This window comes from Streptomyces sp. NBC_00503 (genome assembly GCF_036346895.1).
Taxonomy (GTDB): Bacteria; Actinomycetota; Actinomycetes; order Streptomycetales; family Streptomycetaceae; genus Streptomyces.
This window is the reverse complement of the sequence record NZ_CP107855.1, coordinates 7,301,009-7,316,541: the sequence shown is the minus strand read 5'-3', so window position 1 is coordinate 7,316,541 and position 15,533 is coordinate 7,301,009. Positions and strand designations below refer to the sequence as shown.

11 protein-coding genes are annotated in these 15,533 nt (G+C 72.5%); 7 read left to right on the top strand and 4 right to left on the bottom strand.

The annotated features are described in order from the left end of the window. Positions 1-2 precede the first annotated feature (2 nt). The 3 genes from OG490_RS33355 to OG490_RS33345 all read left to right on the top strand — a co-directional run bounded on the left by OG490_RS33355 (position 3) and on the right by OG490_RS33345 (position 6,842). Positions 3-4,025, top strand: coding sequence for an nSTAND1 domain-containing NTPase (locus OG490_RS33355; protein WP_330299999.1), 4,023 nt, complete (start codon positions 3-5; stop codon positions 4,023-4,025). Between the two features lie 141 nt (positions 4,026-4,166). Continuing rightward, the gene (locus OG490_RS33350) at positions 4,167-5,498 is read left to right on the top strand and encodes a glycoside hydrolase family 18 protein (RefSeq protein WP_330299998.1); all 1,332 of its coding nucleotides are present in this window, start codon (positions 4,167-4,169) and stop codon (positions 5,496-5,498) included. A gap of 90 nt (positions 5,499-5,588) precedes the next feature. Next, positions 5,589-6,842, top strand: coding sequence for a serpin family protein (locus OG490_RS33345; protein WP_330299997.1), 1,254 nt, complete (start codon positions 5,589-5,591; stop codon positions 6,840-6,842). Between the two features lie 22 nt (positions 6,843-6,864). Here OG490_RS33345 and OG490_RS33340 read toward each other — a convergent pair whose 3' ends face one another. Both OG490_RS33340 and OG490_RS33335 read right to left on the bottom strand, forming a co-directional pair. Beyond that, entirely contained in the window at positions 6,865-7,839 is a 975-nt protein-coding gene (locus tag OG490_RS33340; protein WP_330299996.1) for a PfkB family carbohydrate kinase, read from the bottom strand. Continuing rightward, the gene (locus tag OG490_RS33335) at positions 7,836-8,480 is read right to left on the bottom strand and encodes a bifunctional 4-hydroxy-2-oxoglutarate aldolase/2-dehydro-3-deoxy-phosphogluconate aldolase (RefSeq protein WP_330299995.1); all 645 of its coding nucleotides are present in this window, start codon (positions 8,478-8,480) and stop codon (positions 7,836-7,838) included. The genes OG490_RS33340 and OG490_RS33335 overlap by 4 nt, the downstream gene beginning before the upstream one ends. A gap of 56 nt (positions 8,481-8,536) precedes the next feature. Between OG490_RS33335 and OG490_RS33330 the strand changes: the two genes are divergently transcribed. Then, complete coding sequence (locus tag OG490_RS33330; RefSeq protein ID WP_330299994.1) at positions 8,537-9,367, top strand: IclR family transcriptional regulator; 831 nt, start codon at positions 8,537-8,539, stop codon at positions 9,365-9,367. A gap of 39 nt (positions 9,368-9,406) precedes the next feature. Here the strand turns inward: OG490_RS33330 and OG490_RS33325 are convergent, their stop codons facing one another. Next, positions 9,407-11,533: a tetratricopeptide repeat protein gene (locus OG490_RS33325; protein WP_330299993.1), complete on the bottom strand. Its 2,127-nt coding sequence runs from the start codon at positions 11,531-11,533 to the stop codon at positions 9,407-9,409. A gap of 118 nt (positions 11,534-11,651) precedes the next feature. Beyond that, positions 11,652-12,695 (bottom strand): S66 family peptidase, encoded by a 1,044-nt coding sequence (locus OG490_RS33320; protein ID WP_330299992.1) that lies wholly within the window; start codon positions 12,693-12,695, stop codon positions 11,652-11,654. A gap of 114 nt (positions 12,696-12,809) precedes the next feature. Here OG490_RS33320 and OG490_RS33315 point away from each other — a divergent pair, with 114 nt between their 5' ends. The 3 genes from OG490_RS33315 (at position 12,810) to OG490_RS33305 (ending at position 15,467) form a co-directional block, all read left to right on the top strand. Then, positions 12,810-13,283, top strand: coding sequence for a helix-turn-helix domain-containing protein (locus OG490_RS33315; RefSeq protein WP_330299991.1), 474 nt, complete (start codon positions 12,810-12,812; stop codon positions 13,281-13,283). Beyond that, positions 13,276-13,719, top strand: coding sequence for a DUF4180 domain-containing protein (locus OG490_RS33310; protein WP_330299990.1), 444 nt, complete (start codon positions 13,276-13,278; stop codon positions 13,717-13,719). Before OG490_RS33315 ends, OG490_RS33310 begins: the two co-directional genes overlap by 8 nt. A 77-nt stretch (positions 13,720-13,796) precedes the next feature. Next, on the top strand, positions 13,797-15,467 hold the full coding sequence (locus OG490_RS33305; protein ID WP_330299989.1) for a sigma-70 family RNA polymerase sigma factor: 1,671 nt from the start codon (positions 13,797-13,799) through the stop codon (positions 15,465-15,467). The last annotated feature ends 66 nt before the right edge of the window (positions 15,468-15,533 follow it).

Here is a 15,533-nt window from a genome sequence, read left to right as displayed (position 1 = left end):
CCATGGACGATGCGGGCACTGGCCGGACCCGCGACCACAGCGCACGTCTGCTCGACGCCGTGGCCCAGATCCTCGGACCGGACGATCAGGTAACCGGGGCCGGCTTCCTGGCTGCCGAGGGCATCCTCGTCACCTGTGCCCATGTCGTACGTGCTGCCGGAGCCGGGCCCGGCGAGCACGTCCAGCTGGTCTTTCCGCACGCGGACGGAGCACCCCGGCTCGAGGGCCTTGTCCTGGAGGAGCCGTGGCGTGCCCCTGAGGACGAAGACGTGGCCGTCCTGCTCCTGGCCGATGTGTCAGCGGTTGTGGAGGCCTTGCCGTTGGGCTCCGCAGCGGGCTGCCGGGACCACGCCGTGCGCTCGTTCGGGTTCCCCACCCAGGCCCCTGTCGGCGGGCACTACGGGTATGCGGTGGCCGGCGATCTACTGCCGGCCACCGAGGGCAGGGGCATCCATGTGCAGTTGACCGGGGCCAACGACCTGACCACCGGGTTCAGCGGCGCGCCGGTCATGGACGAAGTGACCGGCCTGGTCGTCGGGATGCTCACGGAGATCACCGCCCCCGACGAGCACGAGAGGGGGCAGGGCATCGCCTACATCACGCCCGTTGACGTACTGCGGGAGATCTGGCCCGAGCTGACCGAGCAGGATGTGTGCCCCTACCGGGGACTGGAGTCGTTCACCGCAGAAGACGCCCGGTGGTTCGAGGGCCGGAAGGACGCGGTCCGGCAGGTACTGGCGAACATGGACCAGCAGCAGCGGGTGACCCTGCTGCTGGGGCCCTCCGGCTCGGGCAAATCATCCCTGATACAGGCCGGTGTCCTGCCCGCACTGGCCGCAGGCGGGCTCCCGGGCAGCGATACGTGGCTGCCGGTGGTCATCCGGCCACGGCAGGACCTGCTGGCCGAACTCGATCGTGCCGGACTGTCCGGGGTGGGCAGTGACGGAATCGCCACGGCCGTCACCCGCCGGCTCTCCGCCGAACCCGCTTGTCAACGCGTCGTACTGATCATCGACCAGTTCGAAGAGCTCTTCACTCACCCCGCAGCCGGCCAGCAGTTGGAGCACCGCTTGGCTGCCACGGACCAGATCACCACCGCGGTCAGGTCGCACGCCGCACTCGACGTCATCCTGATCATGCGTGACGACTTCTACCCCCAGCAGGCCGCCCTGGCACCCAAGTTGCTGGAGGCCGCGATGCCGGGACTCCTGAACATACCGGGCACCCTGAGCCGGTACGACCTGCACGACATCATCACCCTGCCCGCCCTGAACGCGGGCGCCCGCTTCGAGCACGGGCTGCCCGAGCAGATCATCTCCGACGTCCTCGCCACCACTCCCGAGGGGGCCACGACCAGCCAGGCACCGGTCACCGTGCTGCCTCTGCTGGAGCTGACACTCAGCCAGCTGTGGCAACGGCGCCACGACGGATACCTCACCCACGATGCCTACCGGCGCATCGGCGGAGTCACCGGCAGCCTGACCACTTGGTGCGACACGGCCCTCAACCAGCTGCCCGCGGAGCAACGGCCCATCGCACAACGCATCCTGACTTCCTTGGTGCGCTCCGCCGACCCCCGCCACAACATCCCCGCCATCCGCGAGCAGGTCCCCCTGCAGGAACTGCGCGAAATGGCGGCCGGCCTCAGCGGGGAGCCCGATGGCGGCCAAGACATCGACGAGGTCCTCGCGCACCTCACGCGTCATCGCATCATCACCACCCACACACTCCCCATCTCCCTCCTGCGCAACACCCCACCCCCGCTGCCAGTGGCCGAACTGATCCACGACGCACTCATCCGCGACTGGGGCACACTGCGCGACTGGGTCCATCAGGACCATCGCTTCCAGGAGTGGCTCGACCACTCCCGCGCACGGCGCGCCCGCTACGTCGAAGAGAACCACCCCGGAGACCTGCTCGGGGGAACAGCGCTGGCGGAAGGCCTCGAATGGTCGCAGCAACGCCGGCTGCCAGGCGACATCGCCACCTTCCTCACCGCAAGCAAGCAACGCCAGCAGGCCGTCATCCGGCGCAGCAGACGCCTCAACACCATCCTGGCCGCGCTACTCGCCCTCGCCCTTGTCGCCATGGGAGGAGCCGTCTGGCAGTGGCGGACAGCCGTCACCCAACAGCAGGCAGCCCAGTCCCGTGAGCTCGCCACCCAGTCCAGCACGCTCATCGGCAAGAACCCCGACCTCGCCGCGCTCCTGGCCGTCCAGGCCTACCGCACCAGCCCCACTCCCGAGTCCAAGGAAAGCCTGCGAAACGCCGCAGCTCTCCCGCTGCAGCGACGCCTGACCGGTCACACCGATTGGGTGAACCGGGTGGCGTTCAGCCCCGACGGTCGCACCCTGGCCACAGGAAGCGGCGACGGGTCCGTGCGGCTGTGGGACGTGGCCACCGGCGCGATGCGCAGCACCCTGCCGCAGACCGTGAAGGTGGGCGCGGTGGCGTTCAGCCCCGACGGACGCACTCTGGCCACTGACAGCGATGACAACACGGTCGTGCTGTGGGACGTGGCGACCGACAGTCCCCGGCACACCCTGAAAGGCCACTCCAGCGGAGTGTGGTCCATGGCGTTCAGCCCCGACGGACACACCCTCGCCACCGGCAGCGCCGACAGGACCGTACGGCTGTGGGAGGTGACCACAGGCATGCTCCGGGACACCTTCACCGTCCAGAGCGAAACGGTCGGCTCGGTGGCATTCAGCCCCGACGGACGCACTCTCGCCACTGAGGGTGACCGCTACACCGTGGTGCTGCGGGATGCACCCACCGGGAAGATCCTCAGCACCCTCACCACCCATACCGACGGGGTGATGTCCATGGCGTTCAGCCCCGACGGGAGCACACTCGCCACGGGAAGCGCCGACAACAGCGCGGCGCTGTGGGACGTCGCCACGGGCACGATCCGTACCACCCTGCCCGGCCACACCGACTCGGTGACCTCAGTGGCGTTCAGCCCCGACGGACACACACTCGCCACAGGCAGCCACGACAAGACCGTACGGCTGTGGGACCTCACCACCGGCACCAACCGCCTCACTCTGACCGGACACACGGACTCGGTGGATTGCCTGGCGTTCAGCCCCGACGGACACGTGCTCGCCACAGGCAGCACCGACAAGACCGCAGTGCTGTGGGATGTCGCCACCGGGAAACGCCGGGTCACACTGAAAGGCCACACCGACCGGGTGACCTCGGTCGCCTTCAGCCCCGACGGGCACACCCTCGCCACCGGCAGCGTCGACAAGACCGCGCGGCTGTGGGACGTCGCCACCGGAAAGCCCCGGGCCACCCTGAAAGACCACACCGACCAGGTGACCTCGGTCGCGTTCAGCCCCGACGGGCGCACCCTCGCCACCGGAAGTCGCGACACCTCCGTGCTGCTGTGGGACCTCGCCACCGACGAGGTCCGTGACACCCTGACCCACAGCGAAGCGGTGGCCTCGGTGGCATTCAGTCCCGATGGGCACACACTCGCCATCGGCAGCGTCGACAACACCGTGTTTCTGTGGACGGCGAACGCCCTCGATGAGACTCCGACCACTCTGACCGGCCACGCCGGGCCCGTATATGCGGTGGCGTTCAGCCCCGACGGACGCACCCTCGCCACGGGCAGCGCCGACACCACCGTATGGCTGTGGGACGTGCGCACCCACGAGAACCGCGCCATCCTGCCCCAGAACGACACTGTTTATGCGGTGGCGTTCAGCCCCGACGGACAGATACTGGCCACCGGAACCATCGACAACACCGCGCGGCTGTGGGACGTGCGCACCCACGAGACCCACGCCGCGCTGCACCACAACGACACGGTGAACGCGGTGGCGTTCAGCCCCGACGGGCACACACTCGCCACCGGAGGTCACGACAAGACCGCGCGGCTCTGGGACGTGGCCATCCTCCAGCCCACCGAAGCCGCCCACAAGATCTGCCGGGCCGTCGGCCGCGACTTCACGCCTGAGGAACACCAGGCGTACCTGCCAGGCCAATCGGTCGGCCCCGTGTGCCCCACGGGCTGAAGCTGCGCGGGCGGATCAGTCACGCAACAGGATCCGGCCGGATCCCGCCACCCCCTTGACCCGCTCTGGTCCAGACCAATAGTTTCCGCATGCACAGCGCCCGCGCCCCGGCACCACTCCCCGCATCCGCAAAGGAAGCCCATGCGCCGCAGCACGCTCGGCAGGCTGGCCGTCGCCGCCTGCTCCCTCTCCCTGCTGACCGCCTTCGCCCCCGCCCACGACGGCTCCGGCCACGGAGACTCCAGGCACGAGAGCTCGTACAAGAAGGTCGGCTACTTCACCCAATGGGGCGTCTACGGACGGGACTTCCAGGTCCAGGACCTCGAGAAGAACGGCAGCGCGGGCAAGCTCACGCACATCAACTACGCCTTCGGCAACATCAGCGCGGACGGCAAGTGCTTCACCGGGAACGTCCCCGGGGAGGCCGACGCCTGGGCCGACTACGTGCGTCCGCTGGACGCCGAGAACTCCGTCGACGGGGTCGCCGACGACTGGAGCCAGCCGCTCGCCGGCAACTTCAACCAGCTGCGCGAGTTGAAGGCCAAGCATCCGGGCCTCAAGGTCCTGCTCTCGCTGGGCGGTTGGAGCTGGTCCACGCACTTCTCGGACGCCGCGCTGACCCCCGCCTCCCGCAAGGCGCTCGTCGCGTCCTGCATCGACCTGTACATCAAGGGCAACCTCCCGCAGGACGGCAGCCGCGGCGGCGCGGGCGCGGCGGCCGGGGTCTTCGACGGGTTCGACATCGACTGGGAGTGGCCCGGTTCCGCCGGTGACTCCGACACCACCTACCGCCCCGAGGACAAGAAGAACTTCGCCGCCCTGGTGGCCGAGTTCCGCACCCAGCTCGACGCCTACTCCCGCGACCAGAAGCGGAAGTCGAAGTACGAGCTGACGGCCTTCGTCCCGACCGCCCCCGCCAAGATCGACGCGGGCTTCGACGTTCGGCGGATCATGCGGGACCTCGACTTCGTGACCCTCCAGGGCTACGACTTCCACGTCTCCGGCGAGAAGACCACCGCCCAGCAGTCCGCGCTGTACGCCCGGGGCGACTTCAGCGTCGACGGCACCGTGGACGCCTGGGAGCAGCGCGGCGCGCCCGCGCGCAAGCTGGTGATGGGCATGCCGTTCTACGGTCAGGGCTGGACGGGCGTCACCGGCGGCGGGGACGGCATGGGCCAGCCCGCGACGGGGCCGGCGCCCGCCACCTGGTCGGCCGGGTACGAGGACTACAAGGCCTTGAAGAAGCTTGCCGATTCGGGCAGTTACAAGGTCTACCGCGACCGGCACAATGGGAGCGCCTGGCTCTTCGACGGCTCCACCCTGTGGACGTACGACGACCCGCAGGTGCTGCGCACCAAGACCCGGTACATCCGCGAAGAGGGCCTGGGCGGCGCGATGTTCTGGTCCCTGGACGCCGACACCGCCGACGGCGAGCTGATGACCGCCGTCGACCAGGGCCTGCGCGGCCACTGACCGGCTCGCTGCCGGTCATCCCGAACAGCGCCGCCGGGCCGTGGGAAAACGACCCGGTCCGGCGGCGCCCCAACCCGTACGCTCCCCCGCATGAAGACGAAGACGGTACGGGCGGTCAACGCCCTCACCTCGCGCTGGGCGGAGCACGCCGTAGTGCCGGGCGCGGGCACGGCGTTCACGGCGGCCGGGGTCTGGCCGCTGCTGGCCCTCCTGGCCGACGGGGCCGACGGCCCGGCCCGTACCGAGCTGTCCGCGGCCCTCGGCATACCCGCCGACGATGCCGCCGGAGCCGCTCGGGAGCTGCTGGCCGCGCTGGACGGCGTACGAGGCCTGCGCGCGGCCACCGGACTGTGGACCCGGCGGGACCTCCCGCTGGAGGAACCGTGGGCGGCCGGGCTCCCGGAGGGCGCCCACGGGTTCCTGACCTCCGACGAGGAGGCCGACCGCAAGGCCCTGGACGCCTGGGCCGCCGACCGCACCGGCGGCCTCATCGAGAGGATGCCGGTCGAGGTCGACGAGGAGACCCTCCTCGTGCTCGCCTCCGCGCTCACGCTGCGCCTGCGGTGGATCCAGCCCTTCTGGGACTGGCCGACCCGGATCGATGAAGGCCCCTGGGCCGGAACGCAGGTGCGGGGCCTGAGCCGCAGCACGGCCCTGCTGGACCGGGTGCGTGTGGCGCAGGCGCCCACCGGGCCGGTGACCCTGCTGGAGGTGGTGGGCGACGGCGGAGTGGACGTCCACCTGGTCCTGGGCGAACCGCAGGCCCTGCCCGCGCAGACTCTCCAGGCGGGCATCGCGGCCGTCACCCGGGCGATCCCGTCCACAGGTGCGAGCCTGCTCCCCGAGGGGAACCCGGGGCCGGGCCTGCACATCGGGCAGATGCGCTCGGAGGCACCCCGGCACCGGCTGGACATCCAGACGGTGGCCTTCGAGGTGGAGGCGGATCACGATCTCCTCGCCCCCGCCTCCGTGGGGCTGTTCGGCCTGAAGAGCGCCTCGGATGCGCGGACCGGACACTTCCCGGGCATCAGCAGTACTCCGCTGGCCGTCACCGCGGCCCGGCAGTCCGCCATGGCCCGCTTCCACGCGGAGGGCTTCGAGGCGGCGGCCGTGACCGCGATCGGCGCGGTCGGCAGTGCATGGATGCCGCCGCGCCCGAAGTACCGCGTACGCCACGCCCGGGTCGCCTTCCACCGGCCCTTCGGCTTCCTCGCCGTCCACCGGACCTCCCGCCTCGTCCTCGCCGCCGGCTGGGTCGCGGACGCCCTCCCGTGCGTGGAGAAGGACTACGCGGCGGAGGAAGAGGAGGCCTGGGCGAACAGCGAGCTCGAGGAGTGGGACTGATCCGGGCCCGCTCCGGCACCCCTCACCAGAAGTGGTCGCGGTGTGCGGCCGCCAGGGCGGCCGTCTCGGTGAATGCGGGTACGCGGCCGGTGCCGCCGCGGCCGGACACGGACAGGGAGGCCGCCGCCATGGCGTACGCGACGGCGTCCGAGAGGGTGTCGCCGAGCGCGATCCGGGCGGTGGCGGTGCCGGTGAAGCAGTCACCCGCGCCGGTCGCGTCGACCGGGGCGGGGTTGCGGGGTACGGGCAGGTGGACGGCTCGCGTGCCGTCGTCCAGCAGCAGCCGGTCGGCGCCCGCGGTGACCGCGACCGTACGGGCCCCCAGGGCCCGGTAGCGGGCGGCGGCCTCGGCCGGATCGTCGGTGTCGACCATGGCCAGCGCGTCGGCCGGGCAGGAGGTCTTCAACAGGCCGGTCAGCGGGGCCATGCGGGCCAGCAGCGAGCGGGCCTCGCCCCGACTGGTGAGCCGCGAGCGGAAGTTGGGGTCGTAGGACAGGTGCCCGCCCGCCTCGTGCACGGCCTCGGCGGCGACCAGCACGGCCTCGCGGCTGCTCGGCGACAGGGCCCCGGTGATCCCGCTGGTGATGAGCGCCTTGGATCCGGCCAGCAACTCCCGCCAGGACTCGACGTGTTCCACCGAGAGGGTGGAACCGGCGCTGCCGGTGCGCCAGTACACGAACTCGCGGTCGCCCTCGGTGTCGGCGGAGAGCAGGTAGGCGCCGTTGGGGCGCGGGGAGCGGCGTACGTGGGAGACGTCCACGCCGAGTGCGGCGGCTCGGGCCAGCAGCGGGAGGCTCAGCTCGTCCTCGCCGACGACGGCGAGCAGGGCGGTGCGGGCTCCGGCGGCGACGGCCGCGGCCGCGGCGTTGAGGGCGTCCCCGGAGTAGGAGACCCGGGCGGGCGCGCCGTCGGAGGCGTCCCGCAGGGCGGCTGCGACGTGGATCTCGACGAGCACCTCGCCGAGCACGAGGACGTCGTACTGCTCGGGCCGGGTCACGGTCGCGGCTCCATGCCCGCGCAGTGGCCGCAGCAGGGCCGGGCGAGGTCGGCGAAGACGGCGGCGAGCTCTCCCGGGTCGGCGGGCAGGCCGTTGCCCATGCCCACGGCCGCGGCCCCGGCGGCGAGCCACTCCCGGACCTCGTCCGGCTTGATGCCGCCGGTCGGGATGATGAGGGCGTCCGGGAGGACGGCCTTGAGGGAGCTGATGAACCGGGGGCCGCCCACGTGGGCGGGGAAGACCTTCGCCGCGCCGCCGGAGCGGACCGCGGAGGCGATCTCGCCGGGGGTGAAGCCGCCTTCGATGAAGACGGCCCCGCGCGCGCCGGCGACCTCGCGGACCTCGGGGGCCGGGTAGGGGGAGATGAGGAAGGCGGCTCCCGCGTCGAGTGCGGTCTCGGCGGCTTCGGCGGTGGTGACGGTGCCGACCCCGATGAGGGCGGGGCGGCCGTGCGCGTCGGCGAGCGGGACGGTGCGGGCCACGGCCTCGGCCCAGCCGGGGGTGGAGGTGGTGAGTTCGACGGCCCGGCACCCGGCGGCGAGCAGGGCGGTGGTGTGGCGGACGGCCTCGTCCACGTCGGCGTTGCGCAGGACCGGCACCAGTCGCTGCGCGGTGATGACCGCGTACGGATGACAGGACAAAGGAACCTCCATTTGTTCCACGTACTGGAACTTGGTATCATGTAATGGAACTTCTGATGCAGACCATACCCAGCTCTGGAGATCACTTGTCCACGGACGGAACGCCTGGGACCACGGAGGCCGAAAACACCGCGCGCGGCGGCCGGACCTCGGCGGCGGGCACGGCGCTGGAGAAATCCATGCGGATCCTGGAGGCCGTCGCCGCGCCCGGCGGCCCGCACCGGCTCACCGACGTGATGGCGGCGGCCGCGGTCCCCAAGTCGAGCACCTTCCGCATCCTGGCCGCACTGATCGAGCAGGGCTTCGTACGCTCCGAGGGCGACAGCCGCTACGGCGCCGGCCCCCGGCTGCGCACCCTGTCCGCCCTGGTCGGCAGCGGGGAGCCGGCCGGCATCGAGCAGATCCTGCGCGATCTCCAGCAGACCACCGGGCAGGCGGTCCACCTCGCGCTGCACAGCGGGGAGACCATCACCTACATCCGGAAGCTGGAGAGCGACCAGCCCTTCCGGACCGCCTCGCGCGTCGGCATGCGGATGCCGCTGCACACGACGGCGATCGGCAAGAGCATCCTGGCCCACCTGCCGTCGGCCGAGGTGCGCGAGCTTCTCTCCGTCGCCGGGCTGCCGCGCCGCACGCCGAACACGCTCACCACGCCGGAGGCGCTGGACGCCGAGCTGGCGACCGTCCGGGGCCAGGGGTTCGCCCTGGACGACGAGGAGAACGAGCCCACCATCCGCTGCATCGGCGCCGCGATCCTGGGCCCGACGGGCCGCCCCGTCGGCGGGGTCAGCGTCACCACGGTCACGTTCCTCGTCTCCCGCGAGGAGATCGAGGCCTACGCCCCCGCCCTCCGCGCGGCCACGGAGGCACTGGCCCCGCTGCTCTGAACCACCGCGCCGGGCGACCCGACCCCGCTGGCAATCGACCTACGGGCCTTCGCGCCCGGCCCGGTCGCGGACCTCGGCCAGCAGCTCGCGGGCGGTGCGCAGATGCAGGTGCCCGGGTTCCAGGACGGTCTGCGCATGCGCCAGGACCGCGGTCAGGAGCTCACCGGCTTCGGAGGTCCGGCCTCGGGCGATCAGGGCGCGGGCCCACTCCAGCCGGGCGTAGATCACGTGCGGATGGTCCGCGCCGAGCACCCTGGTCCGGTCCTCGGCGAGTTCCGCCCACGCATCGGCCGCTTCGGCGGCACGTCCCGCGCGGGCGGCCAGCGCCGCCCGGCTCCCCCTGATGGCGAGGGTGTGCGGGTCGTCGGGGCCGATCCGCTCCTCGGCCTCGGCCAGCAGCTCCGCCAACTCCCGGTCCGCGGCGGCCGGATCGCCCGAGCCGAACCAGATCAGGCTGCGCCGGGCGGCCAGGACCAGCGGGTGGCCCGGGCCGTGCACGCGCAGCCGGTCGGCGAGGAGCGCCTCCAACTGCCGGGCAGCCGCACTGGTGTCGCCGCTCGCTCCCGTGAAGTAGGCCAGCTGGTGGCGGGCCGCCAGGGTGTCCGGATGATCGGGCCCGAGCACCTCCTCGGCATCGGAGACCAGGGCCGCGAACCTGGCCGACGCCGCCCTGTGAGCACCTGACTCCCCTATGAAGAAAGCCAGTTGGTGCCGGGCGGCCAGGGTCTCCGGGTGCCGGGGTCCCCACCGGTCCGCGCGCCGCCGGGCGATTCCGGCGAGGTCGGCGGAGGCCCGGCGCGGCTTCCCGGAGTCCCCGATGGCGATGGCCAGCGGCAGTTCGGCGCCGGGGACGCCGCCGCGCCGGGCGAGGTCGAGTGCTTCGACGGCGCGCGCGAGCCGGCCGTCCTGGTGGGCGACCAGGCCCATGTCGTAGGCGTCGGCGGCGTCCACCCGGGCCAGCAGCCCGCGCCACAGATGGTCGGGAACCGGGACGCCGGCATGGCCCGGCGCGTTCACCAGGTAGTCGAACGCGGTGAATCCGGCCCCGTAGTTGCCGATCAGCAGCCCGCTGGTCGCGTAGGCGGCCGCGCAGGCCCAGTCCATCGCCTCGGCGAAGGGCTCCGGCTGGAGGTCGCCGCCGCCCCGGGCCGCCAGGTAGGGGGCGTGGAGTTCGCGCAGCCACTCCCGGCTCACCGGGCGGCGCAGCCCGGCCCGGCGGCAGTCCACCGCCGCCGCGACGACGGCGGCACCCCGTGGATTGGCGCCCGGAGCCCAGCCGTTCTCCCAGGAGGCCAGCAGTTCCGGACCGGCCGCCAGCACTTCGGCGACCCCGAACCGCTCCCCCGCGCGCAGCGCGGCCCCGATCCGGGGATCGCCCCGGTGGGCGGCGGCCCGACGGCGTTCCGGCTCCGACCAGTGCCGTGGCAGCCGTAGGACGGTGGCCTGCTGGAGCAGGTCGCGCTGGGCCCGCCAGGCATCCCGGTCGGAGCCGGTGAGCCGGCTCTCCTCGCGGGCGTCGTAGCGCCGGTACTCCTGGACCCGCATGGTGGCGATCACCACCGCCGAGTCCAGGGAGGCCAGATGGAGCGCCGTGAGGCCGCCCGCGCCGAGGTGGTCCTCCAGGTCGTCCAGCCACAGCACGGCGCGCCGCCGGCGCGCGGCGATCCGGACCGCCTCGGGCAGCGCGGCGCGGGAGAGCGGGCGGACGAAGGCGTGCCGCGGGTACCGGGTGCGGGCCACCTCGTAGGCGAGCCGGGTCTTGCCCGCCGTGGACTCCCCCACGACGAGCACGAAGCGGGCCCGCTCCAGGGCGGCGCGCAGCCCCGGCTCGGCGTCGCGCTCTATGTACGCGGGTGCGGGGCCCGGCGCCTCCGCCGGGTGGGCTCCGGCCAGTTCGGGCCGGTCCACCTGGCACAGCAGCGGAACGCGGCCGCCCGGGGTGCGCAGCACTTCTCCGGCGCCGACGGCGGCTGCCGTCTCGTCGGGCCGCATCCGCTCGGCCGCCAGCCCGGCCAGCGTGGTGACGGCCGCGCCGATCCCGGCCGCCCAGGGTCCAGAGGTCCAGACCGCCGCCAGAGCGACGGCGCCCGCGCCGAGTCCGACCGAACCGAGGTACCCGGCCCAGGCCCGCGCCCGGCCGGGTCCCCGTAAGAGCAACGCCGACATGCCGCCCCCAACACGTCCCGTGGGAGCCCCATTGTCACCCCGGACCGGGATCCGGACACCCCAACGGAACGACTCGGCAGGGATGTTCGGGCGCCAACGATTTCAAGCGCCAACTATTTCAATACGTGACGAAGATCCGGCGGGCCACCCCGTCCACGCGGACCTGGCCCCCCACCGGGATCACCAGCTGCGGGTCGGTGTGCCCGAGGTCCACGTCGAAGACGGCCATGGTGTCGGGGGCGTACGCGTGCAGGGCCCGCAGAACGACCTCGCGCTGCTCGTGGCGGTAGCGTTCCCGTTCCTCGGCGCCGAAGCGGTTCTCGAACGACCAGCTCTTCGCCCGGCCCATCAGCAACGCCGGGAACTGGCGCAGCAGTCCGCGCTCGCCCATGTTCCGCAGGATCCGGTGGACCCCCTCGGCGCGCGGCATCTCCTCCGAGGTCTCCAGGAAGAGCACCTGCCCGGCGTGCGAGTCGACGGGCCGCCCCACCCGGTCGGCCATCAGCAGCCAGGACAGGATCTCCAGGCTGCCGCCCCAGGCGTCCCCTTCGACCACCCGGTCGGCGTTGTGCCAGAACCAGCCCGCGGTGGGCTCCAGTTCGGGTTCGGAGTCGAAGGTGCGCGGGTCGTCCCAGGGGCCGTTGACGTCCCCGCTGGCGGCGGCCGGGGTGAGCTCGTACTCGCCGGAGGTGAACAGCGCCGCGCGCAGGGACCGCTCCGTCTGCGGATGCATCGCGCCGGGCCGCCCGAGCTCGACCATCACGGATCCGCCGTGATAGCCGACGATCCCCAGGTCCCGCAGGAAGAGCAGCAGGTTGGTGTTGTCGCTGTAGCCGAAGAACGGCTTGGGGTGGGCCCGGAGCAGCTCGCGGTCGAGGTGCGGGAGGACGGTGATCTGGTCGTCGCCGCCGATGCTGGCGATCACGGCCTTGATGTCGGGGTCGGCGAAGGCCGCGTGGAGGTCGGCGGCCCGGTCCTCGGGGCTCGCGCCCATCTTGCGGGTCGTCGGGTACTCCACCGGCCTCAGCCCGAAGTCCTCCCGGAGTCGGCGCAGCCCGAGCTCGTAGGGCTGCGGGAAGAGTGCGGGCAGTCCGGACGAGGCGGAGACCACCGCGACCCGGTCTCCGGGGCGGGGCTTTTCGGGGTAGCGGGGAGACGTCATCCCCCGAGCCTAGGAGACGGGCTGATCAGCATCGAAGCCATTTCCACCTCCCCGAGATTCCCTAACCTTCCCCATCTATCCCTATCCTCACTTCTTACGGTAGGATTCGGCACTATGGAGCATGAGGAACGCGAGCTGTACTCGGTCGGCGAGGTCGCCGAGCGGCTGGGGCTGCACGTGCGGACCGTACGGAACTACGTGCGCGACGGGCGGCTGAAGGCCGTGCGGATCGGCAAGCAGTACCGGATCAGCCGCGAGGACTTCGAAGCGCTGACCAGCCTGCCGGCCGCGGACGCCGCACCGGCGGATCCGGACCGGCCGCGCGGGCACGTGGAGGTGTCGAGCATCGTGCAGATCGATGCGATCGGCCCGGACGCCGCGAGCCGGCTCGCCACCCTCGTCACGGCGGCCGCGGGGTCCCCCCGGGACACCACCGCCCCGTTGCGCGTCCAGACGGTCTACGACAAGGAGCGGGCCCGGATGAAGATCGTGGTCCTCGGCGATCCGGCCACCACCGCCGATCTGCTGCAGCTGGTCGACGGCGCACTCGGGCCGGGCAACGGCATGGGGGTGACCCACCGTGACTGACCACCTCGTGGAGCACCACGGCGTTCCGGTGCTCGTCTGCGCCCCGGACGGGCCGCCCGTCGCCTCCGAGCAGGACGCCCTCGACCAGCTGATCGGCGCGGCCTTCTACCGGGCCGATGTGGTCGCCGTCCCGGCGCGGCGGCTCGACGACGGGTTCTTCGACCTCAGCAGCGGCCTCGCCGGGGCGATCATGCAGAAATTCGTGAACTACCACCTCCGGCTGGTAGTCCTCGGAGACCTCTCGCACCACCTGCGGGCGAGCTCAGCCCTGCGCGACCTCGTCCGCGAATCGAACCAGGGGCGCCACATCTGGTTCCTGCCGGACCTCGAGGCCCTGGCAACCCGGCTGGCTCCGGCGGCCCCGCCGGTTCCGGAAGCCCTTCGGGACCCGGCCCGGGCTCGGGATTCGGCGGATCCGGATTCATACTCCGGATAAGTGTTATCTGGGTCCCCCTCGACGGTCTCCCAGGTATTGGGCATCATCGACCGCCGGTACGGACAGGGATTCGCACTATGAGCACTCAGCACACGGCAGCACTGGTCGCCGCGGCCCGCGCGGGCGACCCGCGCGCCCAGGACGACCTGGTCAGCACCTATCTGCCGCTCGTCTACAACATCGTCGGGCGGGCCCTGAACGGGTCCGTGGACGTGGACGACGTGGTGCAGGACACGATGCTGCGCGCACTCGACGGCCTGGGCGGCCTGCGCGACGACCACAGCTTCCGCTCCTGGCTGGTGGCGATCGCCATGAACCGGGTGCGAGCCCACTGGCAGGCCCGTCGCAGCGCCCCCGGCGAGAGCGGACTGGAGGCCGCCTGGGAGCTGGCCGATCCCGGCGCCGACTTCGTGGACCTGACCGTCCTGAGACTCCAGCTCGACGGGCAGCGGCGCGAGACGGCCCGCGCCACGCGCTGGCTGGAGCCCGACGACCGGGCGCTGCTGTCCCTGTGGTGGCTGGAGTGCGCCGGGGAGCTGACGCGCACCGAGATGGCGGCGGCGCTGGAGCTGTCCCCGCAGCACACCGCGGTACAGGTGCAGCGGATGAAGGCACAGCTGGAGTCGGCCCGGGTGGTGGAGCGGGCGCTCGGCACGCAGCCGCCCTGCGAGGGGCTGCGGACGGTGGCGGCGGGCTGGGACGGGCTGCCCTCGGTGCTGTGGCGCAAGCGAATAGCCCGGCACGCGCGCGAGTGCCTGCAGTGCTCCGGGCTGTGGAACGGCCTGGTGCCGGCCGAAGGACTGCTGGCCGGGCTGGCTCTGGTACCGGTCTCGGTGGCGCTCCTCGCGGGCGTCCGGTCGGCCGCCGCGACCGGCTTCGCCCCCGTGGGCCTGGCCACCGGAGCCCCGGGGCATGCGGATGCCACGGGCCCGGCGGGCGATCACCTCGTGTCGTTCCCCGCCGAGGGGGGTGCCCACGCCGACGGGGGCGCCCACACCCTCGCGGACGCCGCCGACGCGGGCGCGGGCCGCGCCTCGCTGCGCAAGCGCCGCCGCAGCCGCCGCCGGGTGGTCGGCGGCGCCGTGCTCGCCGCGTGTGTCGTGGGCGGCGGGCTGACCTACCTCGCCACCCGGCCCGGTAGCGCCGCCCCCCAGAGCCCGGCGGCCTCGCTGCTGGCTCCCGACTCCGGTGTCGCGGTGCCCCCGCAGTCCCCCTCGCCCAGCCCCTCGGACTCCGCTTCGCCGAGCCCGAGCGCGAGCCCGAGCCCGAGCGCGACCCCCACCCCGACCCCCACGCCGACTCCCAGCGCCAAACCGAGTCCGAAGTCCTCCCCGGCGAAGCCCCCCGCGCCCGCCCCGGCCGGCGGCGGAGCCGCGGCCCAGGTGATCGCGCTGGTCAACTCCGAGCGTGCGGCGGCCGGCTGCGGTCCGCTCAAGGAGGACGCGCAGCTGCGTACGGCCGCCCAGGGGCACTCCGACGACATGGCGCAGCGGGACTACTTCTCGCACACCGATCCCGACGGCGGCGACCCGGGGAAGCGGACGACGGCGGCCGGATACCGCTGGTCCACGTACGGGGAGAACATCGCGATGGGCCAGCAGACCGCGCAGCAGGTCATGGACGCCTGGATGAAGAGCCAGGGACACCGCGAGAACATCCTCAACTGCTCCTTCAAGGACATCGGCGTGGGCATCCACCAGGGCGCCGGCGGACCGTGGTGGACGCAGAACTTCGGAGCCCGGATGTAATCCCCGCCCTCCTCTCCCCCTGCGCCGCGCACCGGAACGCCCCACATTGATTCAAAATGGGGGCAA

Coding starts and splice junctions, on each gene's coding strand:
- OG490_RS33355 (WP_330299999.1), top strand. CDS start 3: ATGGACGATGCGGGCACTGGCCGGACCCGCGACCACAGCGCACGTCTG.
- OG490_RS33350 (WP_330299998.1), top strand. CDS start 4,167: ATGCGCCGCAGCACGCTCGGCAGGCTGGCCGTCGCCGCCTGCTCCCTC.
- OG490_RS33345 (WP_330299997.1), top strand. CDS start 5,589: ATGAAGACGAAGACGGTACGGGCGGTCAACGCCCTCACCTCGCGCTGG.
- OG490_RS33330 (WP_330299994.1), top strand. CDS start 8,537: ATGCAGACCATACCCAGCTCTGGAGATCACTTGTCCACGGACGGAACG.
- OG490_RS33325 (WP_330299993.1), bottom strand. CDS start 11,533: ATGTCGGCGTTGCTCTTACGGGGACCCGGCCGGGCGCGGGCCTGGGCC.
- OG490_RS33320 (WP_330299992.1), bottom strand. CDS start 12,695: ATGACGTCTCCCCGCTACCCCGAAAAGCCCCGCCCCGGAGACCGGGTC.
- OG490_RS33315 (WP_330299991.1), top strand. CDS start 12,810: ATGGAGCATGAGGAACGCGAGCTGTACTCGGTCGGCGAGGTCGCCGAG.
- OG490_RS33305 (WP_330299989.1), top strand. CDS start 13,797: ATGAGCACTCAGCACACGGCAGCACTGGTCGCCGCGGCCCGCGCGGGC.